This window comes from Georgenia thermotolerans, from assembly GCF_009193185.1.
GTDB classification, from domain to species: Bacteria; Actinomycetota; Actinomycetes; order Actinomycetales; family Actinomycetaceae; genus Georgenia; species Georgenia thermotolerans.
The window spans coordinates 36,971-51,624 of record NZ_VUKF01000002.1 but is presented as its reverse complement, the minus strand read 5'-3'; the positions used below and the strand labels follow the sequence as shown (position 1 = coordinate 51,624).

The window sequence follows — 14,654 nt, the reverse complement described above, 5'->3', positions numbered from 1 at the left end:
GAACCGGGAGCGGTGTGTCCGGTGACGCCTCGGTGAACGCTCGGTCAGCGCCGCGGGCCGCTATCAGGCCTCGAGCGCGATCCCGCGCTGCTCCTTGAGCAGCAGCGCGCCCGCCGCGGCGAGGACGAACGCGATCGCGAAGACGGTGAAGACCAGCCAGAGCTGCCCGACGTGCATGAGCGCGGGGACGGCGAGCGGGGCGAGGATCGAGGCGAGGCGGCCGAAGCCGGCGGCCCAGCCGGCGCCGGTGCCCCGCACGGCGGTGGGGTACATCTCCGGCGTGACGGCGTAGAGGGCGCCCCAGGCGCCCAGGGCGAAGAAGGACAGCAGGCACCCGGCGGTGATCACGCCGGCCGACGTGCTCGCGCTGGCGAAGAGGGCGGCGGACGCGGCGGCGCCGAGGAGGAACGTGGCCAGGGTGGGGCGCCGCCCCCAGCGTTCGATGAGGAAGGCGGCGACCGCGTAGCCGGGCAGCTGGGCGGCGGTGATGATCACCGTGTAGCCGAAGGACCTGACCATGGTCATCCCGTCGGCGACGAGGAGCGTCGGCAACCAGGTGAACGCCCCGTAGTAGGCGAAGTTGAGAAAGAACCACACCGCCCACAGCCCCGCCGTGCGGGTGCGCAGGTCTGGCCGCCACAGGGCGCGGAACCCGCGGGTGGGGCCGGCGTGCTCGACGGGCGGGGCGGCGAGGTCGCCGGCGGGGCGACTGGCGGCCGCGGGTTCGGCGGGCGCGGGTTCGGCGGGCGCGGGTGCCTTCGGGCGGAACATCGGGGCCGAGTCCTCGAACGCGCGGACCGCCGCCTCGGCCTCGGCCTCCCGGCCGGCCGCCTCGAGGAACCGCACCGACTCGGGGATGGACCGGCGCACGTACAGGGCGTAGACCGCGGGCAGGGCGCCGATGGCGAGGGCCCAGCGCCAGCCGTCGTCGTGCGGGGCGACGACGAGGAAGCCGACCAGGGCGGCCGCGAGCCAGCCCACCGCCCAGAACGCCTCGAGGATGACGACGAGCCGGCCGCGGACCCGGGTGGGCGCGTACTCGCTGACCAGGGTGGAGGCGACCGGCAGCTCCGAGCCGAGCCCGAGGCCGACGACGAAGCGCAGCACCAGCAGCGCCGCGACGGAGCTGACCAGCGCGGAGGCGCCGGTGGCCAGGCCGTAGACGAGCAGGGTCAGGGCGAAGACGTTGCGGCGGCCGAACCGGTCGGCGAGCAGCCCGCCCAGGGTCGCGCCCAGGGCCATGCCGACGAACCCGATGGAGCCGATCCAGCCGAGCGTCGTGGGGTCGAGCTGCCACTGCTTCGACAGCGCCGCCATGACGAACGAGATGAGGCCGACGTCCATCGCGTCCAGCGCCCAGCCGATGCCCGACCCGCCGAGGAGGCGGCCGTGGGCACGGGTGAAGGGCAGCCGGTCCAGCCGCTCGGAGCGGGTAAGAGCGGGGGCCGCGGGGCGCCCGGAAGGCGTGATCACGGACAAAACGGTAGTCACCTGCCCCGGCAGACGGGCGGGGCGTCTCGTCGTGCGGCTCCCCCGGCCGCCGGGCCGCGCGGTTGCGCGGAGGTGCCGGCTGCGGGACGGCGCGCGCGGTCGATGGCGGTGGCTGGTGGTGCCGGCGTCGGATCAGTGGCGGCGGCCGTGCGCGGCCGCGACCTTGAGCACGGCCCGCTCGACGGCGAAGACCGGGTCGCGGCCCTGGCCCTTGACCTCGGCATCGGCGGCGGCGACGGCGGTGATGGCGGCGGCGAGCCCCTCGGGGGTCCAGCCGTCGAGCTCCTTGCGGGCGCGGTCGATCTGCCAGGGCGCCAGGCCCAGCTCGCCGGCGGAGATCCCCGACCGCCCGCGGGTGGCGGCGACCTTGGCGAGCGTGCGCAGCTTCATCGCCAGCGCCGCCACGAGCGGCACCGGCCCGGTGCCGGTGGCCACGGCGTGGCGCAGCAGCGCGACGGCGTCCCCGGCGTGACCGGCGACGGCGGCGTCAGCCACCTTGAAGCCGGTGGCCTCTACGCGCCCGCCGTAGTAGCGCTGCACCACCTCCGCCGTGACGACCCCGGTGGTGTCGGCCAGGAGCTGTGTGGTGGCCGCCCCGAGCTCGCGCAGGTCCGCCCCCACCGCCTCCACCAGGGCCTGGACGGCCTCGGCGTCGATGCGGCGGCGGGCGCGCTTGAAGTCGGCGCGGACGAAGTCCACCTTGTCGGAGTCCCGCTTGAGCGGCTCGCAAGCCACCACCGGGTAGCCGGCGGCCGCGATGGCGTCGAGCAGCTTCTTGCCGCGCGTGCCGCCGTTGTGCCGCACGACGAGCCAGACGTCGTCGGGCACGGCGCGCAGGTAGACGAGCGCGTCCTCGAGCAGGGCGTCGGTCATCGCCTCGGCGCCCTCGACGACCACGCACCGGCGCTCGCCGAAGAGCGACGGGCTGGCGACCATCTCGAGCTGGCCGTGCTCGTAGGCAGCGGCCTCGAGCCGGGTGACCTCGACGGCGGCGTCGATCGCGCGGGCCTGCTCGAGCAGGCGGTCGACGGCGCGGTCGGCGAGCAGGCCCTCGGTGCCGCGGACGAGCACCACCGGGGCGAGCTCGACCTGGTCCCAGGTGAGGCCGGGGCTGGTGGTCTTGCGGCGGGAGGGAGGCACGTCCCAAGGGTGCCATGAGCCGCCGACATCGCCGCGCACCCTCACGGCGGCGGGCACCTGGCGGCGGCTCCCAGGCCGTCGCCGGCCGGGACGACGGCGATCGTGCCGCAGGCGTCGGTGCGCAGCACCGCGGCGCCGATCCCCGCGTAGAGCTCGAGCGCCCCGGCGGCCGGGTGGCCGTAGTCGTTGCCTTCCCCGACGCTGACCACCGCGAGGCGCGGAGCGAGCAGCGCCGCAAGCGCGCGGTCCTGCCGCGCCGAGCCGTGATGGGCCATGACGACGACGTCCACCGGTGCCGCGTCCGGCCCGGCGGCCTGGCGCAGCGCACGCAGCAGGCCCGCCTGCCCGGCGATCTCCAGGTCGCCCGGGGCCAGGACGCGCAGACCGGGGCGGCGCAGGTCCAGGGCGAGGGAGAGGTCGTTGACGTCGTCGGCCCCGGAGAGCGCCGGGACCGCGCGGGCCGGCGGCCACAGCACCGTCCAGGCGACGTCCCCGGCGCGCCCGCGCGTCCCCGGGCCGTCGGCCACCGGCCGGGCGACCGGCACGCCGTCGAGCTGGCCGAGGACGGCGGCGACCGTGGCGGCAGGCTCCGGGCCGGGGCCGAGGAGCACGCCGGCGACGTCGACGGCGGCGAGCACCTCGGCCAGGGCCCCGACGTGGTCGGCGTGGGCGTGGGTCAGCACGAGCAGGTCGAGGCGGCGCACGCCGGCCTCGTGCAGGCAGGCCACGGCCGCCCCGCCGGCCGGCCCGACGTCGACCATGACGGCGGCGGCCGGCCCGGAGCGCAGCAGGAACGCCCCGCCCTGGCCGACGTCGCACTGCACCGCCAACCAGCCCGGCGGTGGCCCGGGCCCGGGGAGCAGCCCGCCCGCCAGGTGCCGTGGTCCGGGCAGCACGAGCACCACCAGCGGCAGGAGCGCCGGGACCGCGGCCCAGCGCGGGGCGCGCGGGCCGGCGCGGGCGAGCACCGCCACCGCCGCCGCGGTCAGGACGGCCAGGGCGACCAGCCCGCCCGGGCCGGGCAGCCAGGGCAGCTGCGCGCCGGGGGCCGCGGCCAGGGCGCGGGCGACCGTGGCGATCCACCAGGTGCACCCGGCGGCCAGGTGCACCAGCGCGTGCGCCCCGCCCGGCCACAGCGGCGCCAGCAGCGTGGCCGCCACGCCCAGCACGGTCGCCGGCGGCACGGCGGGCGCGGCGAGCAGGTTCGCGGGCACGGCGTAGGTCGCCACGGCGGGTTGGAGGAGCACCACGACGGGCGCGCACGCCGCCTGGGCGGCGGCGGGCAGCGCCACCGCGGCCGCCAGCCAGCGGGGCACCCAACGGGCCAGCCACCGCGTCCACGGGCGGGCGAGGAGGACGAGGCCGCCGGTGGCGAGCACCGACAGCACGAATCCGTAGGCGCGCCCCAGCCAGGGGTCGACCAGCAGCAGGACGACGACCGCGGTGCACAGCCCCGGCAGGGCGCGGGCCGGGCGCCCGAGCGCCAGCGCGGCGAGCACGACGACGCCCATCACGGCGGCCCTCAGGACACTGGCCTCGGGGCGTACCAGGGTCACGAGCGCGACCAGCACGACGACGGCGGCCCCGGCACGCCAGCGCCTGGGCACCCAGGCCAGAGCCGCGAGGACCACGCCGAGGACGATGGCGACGTGGGCCCCGGAGACGGCGGTGAGGTGGGTCAGGGACGTCGCGCGCATCGCCGCGGCCAGGTCCGCGGGCAGCGCCCGGTCGTCGCCGACGGCGATGCCCGGCACCAGGCCGCGCGCGTGCGGTGGCAGGTCCGCGGTCTGCCCGCGCAGCTCCCGGCGCAGGTCGTTGACCACCGCGAGGTGACCGCCGGGGCGGGCCAGCACCGTCGGCCCCGCCCGGGCCGTGGCCACGGCCGCGGCCGCGTCACCGGGCGGGGTGGCGCGCACGCTGGCGCGGACGCGGACCACCTCCCCCAGCGCGACCTCGGCCCACTCCGGGGGACCGACCAGGACGACCGGCGCCCGGGTGTGCCCGGCCTGCCCGCGGCCGGCGACCTCGGTCAGCCGGAGCTCGAGCCGCTGGCGCGGCAGGCTCTCCCACTCGCGCCGGGACACCGGACGCGGCTCGGCGGTGACGTGGCCGACGAGCACCGCGCTGGCCCCGTCCAGGTCGGCCAGCAGGCCGGTGCTCCGGGCGTGGACCTGCACCGCCGTGGAGGCGAGTCCGGCGCACAGGGCGGCCAGCACCAGCAGCACCGCGGCGGCCGGCCGGGGGCCCGGCGCGTCCCGGTGGCGGCCCCGGGCACGGGCTCGGCGGCGCAGCCGGAGGGCGGCGGCAATGGCGCCGAGGCCCGCCAGGACCGCGGCCGCCCCGAGCAGGGCCGGATCGGCCGCGACGCCCAACCCGGTCGCCGCCCACAGGGTCAGGGCGGCCGGGACGAGGCGGGCGTCCACCGGCGCCGGCGGCGGCCCCGCGGGCGCGCCGGGGCCGGCAGGCCGCGCCGCCGGGTCGCCGTGCTGGTCCGCTGCGGGCGCGGGCACCGGCGGGCCGGTCACACCGTCACCAGGGGACGCAGCCGCTCCATGGTGGCCGGCCCGATGCCGGGGACGGCGTCCAGGTCGTCGACGGAGGTGAACCGGCCGTTGGCGTCGCGCCACTCGAGGATGCGCTGGGCGATGGCCGGGCCCACGCCGGGCAGCGCGTCCAGGTCGGCGAGGGTCGCCGTGTTGAGGTTGACGAGGCCGCCGGAGGCCCCGGCGCCGCCGAGCGGACCGGTCGCGGCTCCGGGATCGGCGCCGCCACCCTGCACCCCGGGGAGGGCTGGCCCTGCCTGCCCCCCGGGGAGGGCCTCGCCCGGGCGGGGCAGGTAGACCTGTTCGCCGTCGACCAGCACGCGGGCGAGGTTGACCGCCGCGAGCTCCGCGTCCTCGGTGGCCCCGCCGGCCGCCTCCACCGCGTCCGCCACCCGGGCCCCGCCCGCCAGCTCGACGACGCCGGGACGTGCGACGGCGCCGGCCACGTGGACGACGACTTGCTGCGCGGGCGCGGTGGCGGCCGGCCCGGGACCGGCGGACGGCGTCCCGGCGGTGGCGCGGTCGGCAGCGGCGTCGGGCGCCTCCCCCGACGCTGCGCTGGGTGCCGGCGAGGCGTCGGCGGCCGGCGGCAGCGGCACCGGGTCAGGTGGCGCGCTCGCCCAGGACCACGCCGCCCAGCCGAGGCCGAGCAGGAGCAGCACCGCCGCCGCGGCGGCTGCGGCCCGGCCGCCCGGCAGCCAGCGACGGGGGGCCGGGACGTCGTCGTCCTCCGGCGCGACCTCGAGGTGCCCGGCGGCGGCGGAGTAGGCCGCGCGGGTCAGCGCGTGCAGGCGGGAGCTGTCCACGTCGGGCACGCTAGGCGCGCCCTCCGTCGCCGCCGGGGGCCGGGCGGCGGGGTTGTGGACGGGCTGGCATGACCGCGCGGCGGGTGAGCGCGCCGCTGGTCTGGGCTCCGGTGGCCGGCGGCCAGGAACCGCCGAGACGACCGCCGTCGGCTCAGCCCGCCGGCGCGATGACGACGCCGAGCACGCCCGGCCCGGTGTGCGCGCCGACCACCGCGGTCAGCTCGCTGCGCAACGTCTCGGCCACGAGGGCGCCGGTGCCCGCCAGCGCCTCGGCCAGCTGATCCTGCAGCTCGCGGGCGTCCGCGGCGTCGCCGAAGTGGTGCACGGCCAGCCGCACCCTGACCGCCGGCGGGTGCGGCACGCGCGCGCCGGGGCCGCCGGCCGCCTGCACCGCACGGGCGACCACCCGACGCCGGGCGCGCGCCAGGCCGCGGACCGTCTCGACCACGGCGATCCGGCCGTCGGCGATACCGAGGACGGGGCGGATGCCCAGCGCGGAACCGACGAGGGCCGCGCCCGCGCCGATCCGGCCGCCGCGCTGGAGCCAGCCGAGCTCCGGCACCGCGAAGAGGACCTGCGCCTTGGCGGCCGTCTCGCGCGCCACCGCGACGACCTGGTCCACCGGCCGGCCGGCGCCTGCGGCCTCCGCCGCCGCGAGGGCGGCCAGCCCGGTGCCGCCGGCCACCGTGCGGGTGTCGAGCACGTGGACCCGGCGGCCCTCGGCCGCGAGCAGGGCCGCGGCGCGCCGCGCCGTGCCCACCGTTCCCGACAGCTCGCCCGACAGGTGCAGGCTCACCACGTCGCGACGGCCGTCCCCGGCGGCCCGGAACGCCTCGACGAGCTCACCGACCGACGGCTGAGAGGTGGTCACGGCGGCACCGGCGCGCATGCGGTCGACCAGCTCGGCGCTGGAGGCGGCGTCGTCGAGCCGGTCCTCCCCGCCGACCACGACGTGCAGCGGCACGACGCCGATGCCGTGCGCGGCCGCCACCCGCGCCGGCAGGCTCGCCGTCGAGTCGGTGACGACGGCGACGTCCGGATTCATGTCCCTCACCCTACGGTCGCCCGTCCCGGGCGCTCGCGTGGGACGCCGCACATAGGATCCCCGCCATGGCCGACACACCGGACGCCGCAGACATCGCCCGCCTGCGCGCCGCGGCCGCCCAGGCGGCCGCCGAGGCGGCGGAGGCCCGCGCGGCCGCCGCCCAGGCCGCGCTCGAGGCCGCGTTGGCGGCGAGCGGCGGTACCGGCGCCGCGACGCCGGCGGCAGGACCCACCGCCCCCGATGCGGCCGCACCGACACCCCCGGCGCCTCCAGCGCCCGAGACGTTGGAGGCCCCGCCGCCCTCGGCCGCGCCGGCATCGGCCGCCCTCACCGGGTACGCCCGCGAGGTCGCTGACGGCTACGACATCACCGGGCCCAGCATCGCGCTCGGGGCGCTGCTGGACGGTGGCGCCCCGGTCCCCGGGGCCCAGGTCCGGCTCCCCCTTGCGATGCTCAACCGCCACGGTCTCGTCGCGGGGGCCACCGGCACGGGCAAGACGCGCACGCTCCAGCTGCTCGCGGAGGAGCTCTCCGGCGCCGGCGTGCCGGTGTTCCTCACCGACATCAAGGGCGACCTCACCGGCCTGGCCGAGCCGGGCGCCTCGAGCGACAAGCTGCTCGCCCGCACCCGCGCGCTCGGCCAGGACTGGGCGCCGTCGTCCTTCCCGGTCGAGTTGCTGGCGCTGGGCGGCGCCGGGGCCGGCGTGCCGCTGCGCACCACCGTGACCGACTTCGGCCCCCTGCTCCTGAGCCGCGTCCTCGGGCTCAACGACACCCAGGAGTCCAGCCTGCAGCTGATCTTCCACTGGGCCGACGCCCAGGGGCTGGCCCTGCTCGACCTCAAGGACCTGCGCTCCACCGTCGCCTACCTCACCAGCGACGCGGGCAAGCCCGAGCTGAAGGAGATCGGCGGCATCTCGACGGCGACCGCCGGGGTGGTCCTGCGCGAGATCGCCGCGCTGCAGGCCCAGGGCGCCGACGCGTTCTTCGGCGAGCCGGCGTTCGAGACCACCGACCTGCTACGCACCGCGCCGGACGGCCGCGGCGTCATCTCCGCCCTGGAGCTGCCGGCCCTGCAGGACCGGCCGGCGCTGTTCTCCACGTTCGTCATGTGGCTCCTCGCCGACCTGTTCGGCTCCCTGCCCGAGGTGGGCGACGCCGACCGCCCCAGGCTCGTGTTCTTCTTCGACGAGGCGCACCTCCTCTTCACCGGGGCCTCGAAGGAGTTCCTCGCCCAGGTGGTGCAGACCGTCCGGCTCGTCCGCTCGCGCGGCGTGGGGATCTTCTTCGTCACCCAGACCCCGCAGGACGTCCCGGCCGACGTGCTGGCCCAGCTCGGCGCCCGGGTCCAGCACGCGCTGCGGGCGTTCACGCCGCAGGACGCCGACGCGCTGCGCGCCACCGTGCGCACCTTCCCCACCTCGCCGCTGGACCTCGAGGCGGTGCTCACCTCCTTGGGCACCGGCGAGGCCGTCGTCACCGTGCTGTCCGAGTCCGGCGCCCCGACGCCGGTGGCCGCCACCCGCGTCCGCGCCCCGCGCTCCACCATGGGCCCGGCGGCACCGGGCACGGCCGAGCGGCTCACCGCCGCGTCCCCGCTCGCCGCCCGCTACCGCGAGCCGGTGGACCGCGAGTCCGCCTACGAGCTGCTCGCCGCGCGGGTGGTCCAGCAGGAGGCGGCCGCCCGGGCCGCGGCGGCGACGGCCGAGGCCGACCGGGCGGCGCGGGCCCAGGCCGAGGAGGCGGAGAAGGCCGCGCGGGCGCGGGACCGGGAGCTGCGGCAGCGGCAGGAACAGCTCGAGCGGGACGCGGCCCGCGAGCGGGCGGGGTCGCGGCGAGCGGCGTCCGCCCGGTCGAGCGCGCTCGACAGCCTGCTCCGCTCCGCCGGGACCCAGCTGGGCCGGGAGATCACCCGCTCCATCTTCGGCACGAGGCGACGGCGGTGACCCTCGCCCCGGGGCGGCACGCCGCGCTGACCGTCGTCGACGTCGCCACCGGCGGGTGCGAGGTGGTGCTGCGGACGGATCGGCACGTCGAGGCGCCGAACTGGAGCCGGGACGGCCGCTGGCTCGTGGTCAACTGCGACGGCGAGCTCTACCGAATGCCCGCCCCCGGCGCCGGCCCCGCCGTCCTCGACCGGATCGTCACGACCGGGGTGCCGCCGATCAACAACGACCACGTCCTCGCGCCCGACGGCACGACCATCTACGTCTCCGGCCGCGACGGCCACCTGTACGCCGTGCCGTGGGCCGGCGGGGCGGGACGCCGGGTGAGCAACGGCCGGGCGGAGGCGCGCCGGTTCAAGCACTACCTGCACGGCGTCTCCGCCGACGGACGCACCCTCAGCTACATCGGCGGCGGCCTGGACGCCGCGGGCCGGTGGGTCACCAACGTCTACACCGTCCCCGCGGCCGGCGGCCCGGACCGGCAGCTGACGGACGACGCCTTCCCCGACGACGGCGCGGAGCTGGCCCCGGACGGGTCGGTGTGGTTCAACTCCGAGCGTGCCTCCCCCGGTCACGCCCAGCTGTTCCGGTGGGCGGGCGAGGACGTCGAACAGGTCACCGACGACGAGCGCGTCAACTGGTTCCCCCACGTCTCCCCCGACGGACGGTGGGTGGTCTACCTCAGCTACCCGCCCGGCACCGCCGGGCACCCGGCCGACCTGGACGTCCTGCTCCGGCTGCTGCCCGCCGACCGGTCCGCTCCCCCGCGCGACCTGGTCGCGCTGCGCGGCGGCCAGGGCACCACCAACGTCAACGGGTGGGCGCCGGACTCGCGACGGTTCGCCTTCGTCGCGTACGCGCCCTGACCCAGTGCGCCCGGTGGAAGCATCGGGACATCCGCCCCGTGACAAAGGACCAGACGTCGTCCCGGGCTAGCGGATCACAGTCAACGGGCCCTCGTCGGCAGTCGGTGGCTCGAAACCGTCGAAGTACCCGGCGGCGAGCTCCTCGGTGAGCACGACGTCGTCGGGGTGGCTGCCGCGCCTGTTCCGGACACGGCTCAGGACCGTTGCCCGATCGGTCGCGAGGTAGACCGTCTCGGGCACGACGCCCGTCGGTGCCAGCAGCGTGCGGTAGTCGTCGCGCATGCGCCGCGACCAGAACGAGAAGTCGAGAACGACATCTGCGCCCGCGGCGACGAGCTCGAGCAGCCGGACCCGCAGGCCCGCCTCGATCTCGTCCCGGACGTCCGGCGGGAGGGGCATCGTCGCCATGCCGTGTTGCCACGTCTCCACGTCGAAGGAGAGCCGTGTCATCCCCTCGCACTCCAGGCGCCGGGCGTACGTCGTCTTCCCGGCTCCGGCCGGGCCGCACATGAAGATCACCCGGCTCACGGGCGGACCATATCGATCGAGGGCCGGCGTGAGGAGCGAACGCGTCAGCCGCGGCGGTAGACGATCCCGCTGACCAGCTGCCGCCGGGCCCCGGGCGCGAGGGCGACCGCCTCGGCCGTGTCCGCCCGGTTGAAGGCGTCGGCCATCAGCTGGCAGGGCTCGACGGCGACCGAGGCGCGCGGGTCCCGGTCGAGCGTGTCGCCGGTGAAGAGGTGCACCACCCGGGCCTGGTCCGGCTCCTGCTCGACCGTGAGGGTGTCGCCGGTGCGCGGGGAGCGCAGCACGGTGGCGACCACGCCGTCCTCGTCGGGCACGAGGTGGGTGAAGGCGTCGTCGAGCACCGCGGTGCCGAGGGGGGCGTACCGTGCCGGGGCGCTCACGCCCGCGTACGCCTGCTCGCCGGCCAGCGGGACGAGGTTCTCGTCGGTGAGCACCCGGGCGCGGGCCGGGATCGTCAGGTCGAGGTCGTTCACGGCGGCGTGCCCGGGCAGGCGCAGGTAGGGGTGCCAGCCCAGGGCCACGGGCGCGGCCGTGTCGCCGGTGTTGACCACGCTGAGCTCGACGTCGAGGCGCGCCTCGCCCTCCGAGCCCACGCCGAGCGAGTAGGTCACCGCGACGTCGAGCGCGAAGGGGTAGCCGGGGTGGTCCCCGGGGGCGATGGCGGTGCGCAGACGCACCGTGCGGTCGCTGTCGCTCGCGGCGACCTGCGCGCGGGTGAACCGTGCCGCGGTGACCAGGCCGTGCAGCGCCTCGCCGTCGTCGTTCGCGACCAGCTCATGCCGTTGTCCGGCGAAGGTGTACGCCGCGTCGCGCACGCGGTTGGACCAGGGCACGAGGACCGCGTTGCGGTAGCCGTCCCGGGCCTCGAGCTCGGCGGCCGAGGTGTACCCGTCGAGCAGGTCCACCGGCCGCCCGTCGGGCCCGGGGACCTGCCAGGACAGGAGCGTCGCCCCGGTCTCCGCGACGACGAGGCGGGCGCCGTCGGGGTGCGTGAGGACCCACGTCGGCTCGCCGTCGAAGGTGCCGCGCTGCACCGTCGCGCGGTTCTCGGGTGCCGCAGTCTCCATCAGTTCGCTCCAGGGTCGGAAGGTTCCTGCCCCAACTGTGGCCGATCCGCGCCCGTCGTGCCGAGGTGTCCACGGAGCGTCCACCCGCCAGGAGCCGGAGAGCCGGTCCGGCGGGCGGTCCGGTCGCAGCCGCACCGCCACTCTGGCCGCGGCCAGGCTGCCGTTCCGGCGACGGCCGGAATGGCAGCCTGGCCGCCGGCGGGCGGGGCCTACTTCGCCGGGACGATGTTGACGAGCTTGGGCGCGCGCACGATCACCGTGCGCACCCCCTTGTCACCGAGGGTCCGCTGCACGGCGGCGGAGTCCAGGGCCATCGCCTTGAGGTCGTCCTCCCCGATGGAGGCCGGCACCTCGAGGCGGTCGCGGACCTTCCCCGCCACCTGCACGACGCAGGTGACGGTGTCCTCGACGAGCAGGGCCGGGTCCGCCGTCGGGAACGGCTCCTTGGCCAGGGACTCGGGGTGTCCCAGGCGGGACCACAGCTCCTCGGCGATGTGCGGGGCGACGGGCGCGACCATGAGCACGAGCGGCTCGACGGCCTCGCGCGGCACCTGCGCCAGCGACGTGAGGTGGTTGTTGAGCACGATCATGCGGGCGATGGCGGTGTTGACCCGCATCGCCGACATCTCCGTCTCCACCTCGGCGACCGTGCGGGCGACGAGCTTGCGGGTCGCGAGGTCGGCGGGCGCGTCCACCACCGTCGTCTCGCCGGTGTGCTCGTCGACGACGTTGCGCCACAGCCGCTGGAGGAACCGCTGGGAGCCGACGACGGCGCGGGTCTCCCAGGGGCGGGAGACGTCCAGCGGGCCCATGGACATCTCGTAGACGCGGAAGGTGTCGGCGCCGTAGGACGCGTACATCTCGTCGGGGGTGACGATGTTCTTCAGCGACTTGCCCATCTTCCCGTACTCACGGAAGACCTCCTGGCCCTGCCAGGTGTACGTGGGCTCACCTGAAGCACTGCCGGCGCCGTCCGTGACTTCTTCGACCTCATCCGCAGGCACGTACTGGCCGCGGGCGTCGGCGAAGGCGTAGGCCTGGATGTAGCCCTGGTTGAAGAGCTTGTGGAAGGGCTCGGAGCTGGAGATGTAGCCCAGGTCGTAGAGCACCTTGTGCCAGAAGCGGGCGTAGAGCAGGTGCAGCACGGCGTGCTCGACGCCGCCGACGTACAGGTCCGCGCCGCCGGAGACGTTCGCGGGCACCGCGGTGCCGTCCGGCAGCGTGGTGGCCGGGCGCGGGCCCATCCAGTACCGCTCGTTCTCCGGGTCGACCAGGGCGGCGTCGTTGTGCGGGTCGAGGTAGCGCAGCTCGTACCAGGACGACCCGGCCCAGTTCGGCATGGTGTTGGTGTCGCGGTGGTAGGTCCTCACCCCGTCGCCCAGGTCCAGCTCCACCTCGACCCACTCGGGCACCCGGCCCAGCGGCGGTTCCGGGGAGGACTCGGCGTCGTCGGCGTCGAAGGTGCGCGGGGAGTAGTCCGGCACCTCGGGCAGGTCCACCGGCAGCATGGAGTCGGGCAGCGCGTGCACGCGGCCCTGCTCGTCGTAGACCACCGGGAACGGCTCGCCCCAGTAGCGCTGGCGGGAGAAGAGCCAGTCGCGCAGCCGGTAGGTGGTCGCGCCGCGGCCCACCCCCTTGCCTTCGAGCCAGGCGGTGATGGTGGTCTTGGCCTCCTCCATGCCCATGCCGTCGAGGGAGATCTCGTCGTTGGCGGAGTTGATGGTCGGGCCCTCACCGGTGAACGCCCCGCCCTCGAAGCCCTCCGGGGGCTGGACGGTGCGCACGACCGGCAGGTCGTAGACCTGGGCGAACTCGTAGTCGCGCTCGTCCTCGGCCGGCACGGCCATGATGGCGCCGGTGCCGTAGCCCATGAGCACGTAGTCGGCGGTGAACACCGGGACGGCGCTGCCGTTGACCGGGTTGGTGGCGAACAGGCCGGTGAACACGCCGGTCTTGGTGCGGCCCTCGTCCTGGCGCTCGGCGTCGGTCTTGGCAGCGGCGGCCGCCTGGTAGGCGCGCACCGCCTCGGCGGGGGTGGCCGCCCCGCCGGTCCACGCCTCCTTGGTGCCCTCCGGCCAGGAGGACGGAACGACGTCGCCGTCGCCTGTGCCGTTGATCAGCGGGTGCTCCGGGGAGACGACCATGAACGTCGCGCCGAACAGGGTGTCCGGGCGGGTGGTGAAGACGGTCAGCGGCTCGGCGACGCCGTCGACGACGAAGTCGACGTGCGCGCCGGTGGACCGGCCGATCCAGTTGCGCTGCATCGAGCGGACCTTCTCGGGCCAGTCGATGGTGTCGAGGTCGTCGACGAGGCGGTCGGCGTAGGCGGTGATGCGCAGCATCCACTGGCGCAGGTTCCGCTTGAAGACCGGGAAGTTCCCCCGCTCGGAGCGCCCCTCGGAGGTGACCTCCTCGTTGGCCAGCACCGTGCCCAGGCCCGGGCACCAGTTGACGGGCGCCTCGGAGATGTAGGCCAGGCGCTGGTCGTCGATGACCTGGCGGCGCTCGTCGGCGCTCAGCTCGGCCCACGCCCGCCCGTCGGGGGTGGGCCGGGTGCCGGCGGCCAGCTCGGCCTCGAGCTCGGCGATCGGGCGGGCCCGGCCGCGGCCGCCGTCGGGGCGCTCGGCGTCGGCGTCGTAGAAGGAGTTGAAGATCTGCAGGAAGATCCACTGCGTCCACCTCACGAACTCCGGGTCCGTGGTGGCGAAGGTGCGGCGCGAGTCGTGGCCCAGCCCCAGCCGGCGCAGCTGGGAGCGCATGTTGGCGATGTTCTCCTCGGTGGTGATCCGAGGGTGCTGGCCCGTCTGGACGGCGTACTGCTCGGCCGGCAGGCCGAAGGCGTCGTAGCCCAGGGCGTGCAGGACGTTCTTGCCCTTCATGCGCTGGTAGCGGCCGACGACGTCGGTGGCGATGTAGCCCAGGGGGTGGCCGACGTGGAGGCCCTTGCCGGAGGGGTAGGGGAACATGTCGAGCAGGTAGAACTTCTCGGCCGGGACCTCGGTGCCGGTGGCCAGGTCGCCGGCGGGGTTGTCGGCCCAGAAGGTGCCGCGCTCCTCCCACCGCTCCTGCCAGGTCCGCTCGATCTCGTTCGCCAGGGCCGCCGTGTAGCGGTAGCCGGTTTCCTGGGCGGTGACGCGCTCTTCGGTGGTGGTGGCGTCGTCGTGCGTGCTCATGGGTGCTCTTCCTGCTCAGTGATGCTCGGGGCTCCGGACATGAGAAAAC

At 76.3% G+C, this 14,654-nt stretch carries 10 protein-coding genes; 2 read left to right on the top strand and 8 right to left on the bottom strand.

Translation table 11 applies throughout. The features are described from left to right. Positions 1-63 precede the first annotated feature (63 nt). From GD970_RS01330 to GD970_RS01310, 5 genes are all read right to left on the bottom strand, one after another. A complete protein-coding gene (locus GD970_RS01330) occupies positions 64-1,473 on the bottom strand; it encodes an MFS transporter (RefSeq protein WP_152199855.1) in 1,410 nt (469 codons plus the stop codon). A 150-nt stretch (positions 1,474-1,623) separates the two neighbouring features. Further along, on the bottom strand, positions 1,624-2,631 hold the full coding sequence (gene holA, locus GD970_RS01325) for a DNA polymerase III subunit delta (RefSeq protein ID WP_152199853.1): 1,008 nt from the start codon (positions 2,629-2,631) through the stop codon (positions 1,624-1,626). Positions 2,632-2,672: 41 nt separating this feature from the next. Further along, complete coding sequence (locus GD970_RS01320) at positions 2,673-5,156, bottom strand: ComEC/Rec2 family competence protein (protein ID WP_226925054.1); 2,484 nt, start codon at positions 5,154-5,156, stop codon at positions 2,673-2,675. Continuing rightward, the gene (locus tag GD970_RS01315; protein WP_226925053.1) at positions 5,153-5,980 is read right to left on the bottom strand and encodes a helix-hairpin-helix domain-containing protein; all 828 of its coding nucleotides are present in this window, start codon (positions 5,978-5,980) and stop codon (positions 5,153-5,155) included. Before GD970_RS01315 ends, GD970_RS01320 begins: the two co-directional genes overlap by 4 nt. Before the next feature lie 151 nt (positions 5,981-6,131). Then, positions 6,132-7,025 (bottom strand): DegV family protein, encoded by an 894-nt coding sequence (locus tag GD970_RS01310; protein WP_152199848.1) that lies wholly within the window; start codon positions 7,023-7,025, stop codon positions 6,132-6,134. 65 nt (positions 7,026-7,090) lie between these two features. Here GD970_RS01310 and GD970_RS01305 point away from each other — a divergent pair, with 65 nt between their 5' ends. Then, positions 7,091-8,971 carry a helicase HerA-like domain-containing protein gene (locus GD970_RS01305; RefSeq protein ID WP_152199846.1) on the top strand — a complete coding sequence of 627 codons (1,881 nt, stop codon included), beginning with the start codon at positions 7,091-7,093 and terminating at the stop codon, positions 8,969-8,971. Next, entirely contained in the window at positions 8,968-9,837 is an 870-nt protein-coding gene (locus GD970_RS01300) for a TolB family protein (RefSeq protein WP_152199844.1), read from the top strand. Before GD970_RS01305 ends, GD970_RS01300 begins: the two co-directional genes overlap by 4 nt. 66 nt (positions 9,838-9,903) lie before the next feature. Here GD970_RS01300 and GD970_RS01295 read toward each other — a convergent pair whose 3' ends face one another. The 3 genes from GD970_RS01295 to GD970_RS01285 all read right to left on the bottom strand — a co-directional run bounded on the left by GD970_RS01295 (position 9,904) and on the right by GD970_RS01285 (position 14,605). Continuing rightward, positions 9,904-10,365 carry an AAA family ATPase gene (locus tag GD970_RS01295; protein ID WP_226925052.1) on the bottom strand — a complete coding sequence of 154 codons (462 nt, stop codon included), beginning with the start codon at positions 10,363-10,365 and terminating at the stop codon, positions 9,904-9,906. A 44-nt stretch (positions 10,366-10,409) separates the two neighbouring features. Further along, positions 10,410-11,432: an aldose 1-epimerase gene (locus tag GD970_RS01290; protein ID WP_152199841.1), complete on the bottom strand. Its 1,023-nt coding sequence runs from the start codon at positions 11,430-11,432 to the stop codon at positions 10,410-10,412. A 209-nt stretch (positions 11,433-11,641) separates the two neighbouring features. Further along, positions 11,642-14,605, bottom strand: a complete 2,964-nt coding sequence (locus GD970_RS01285; protein WP_152199839.1) for a leucine--tRNA ligase — start codon at positions 14,603-14,605, stop codon at positions 11,642-11,644. Between the last annotated feature and the right edge of the window lie 49 nt (positions 14,606-14,654).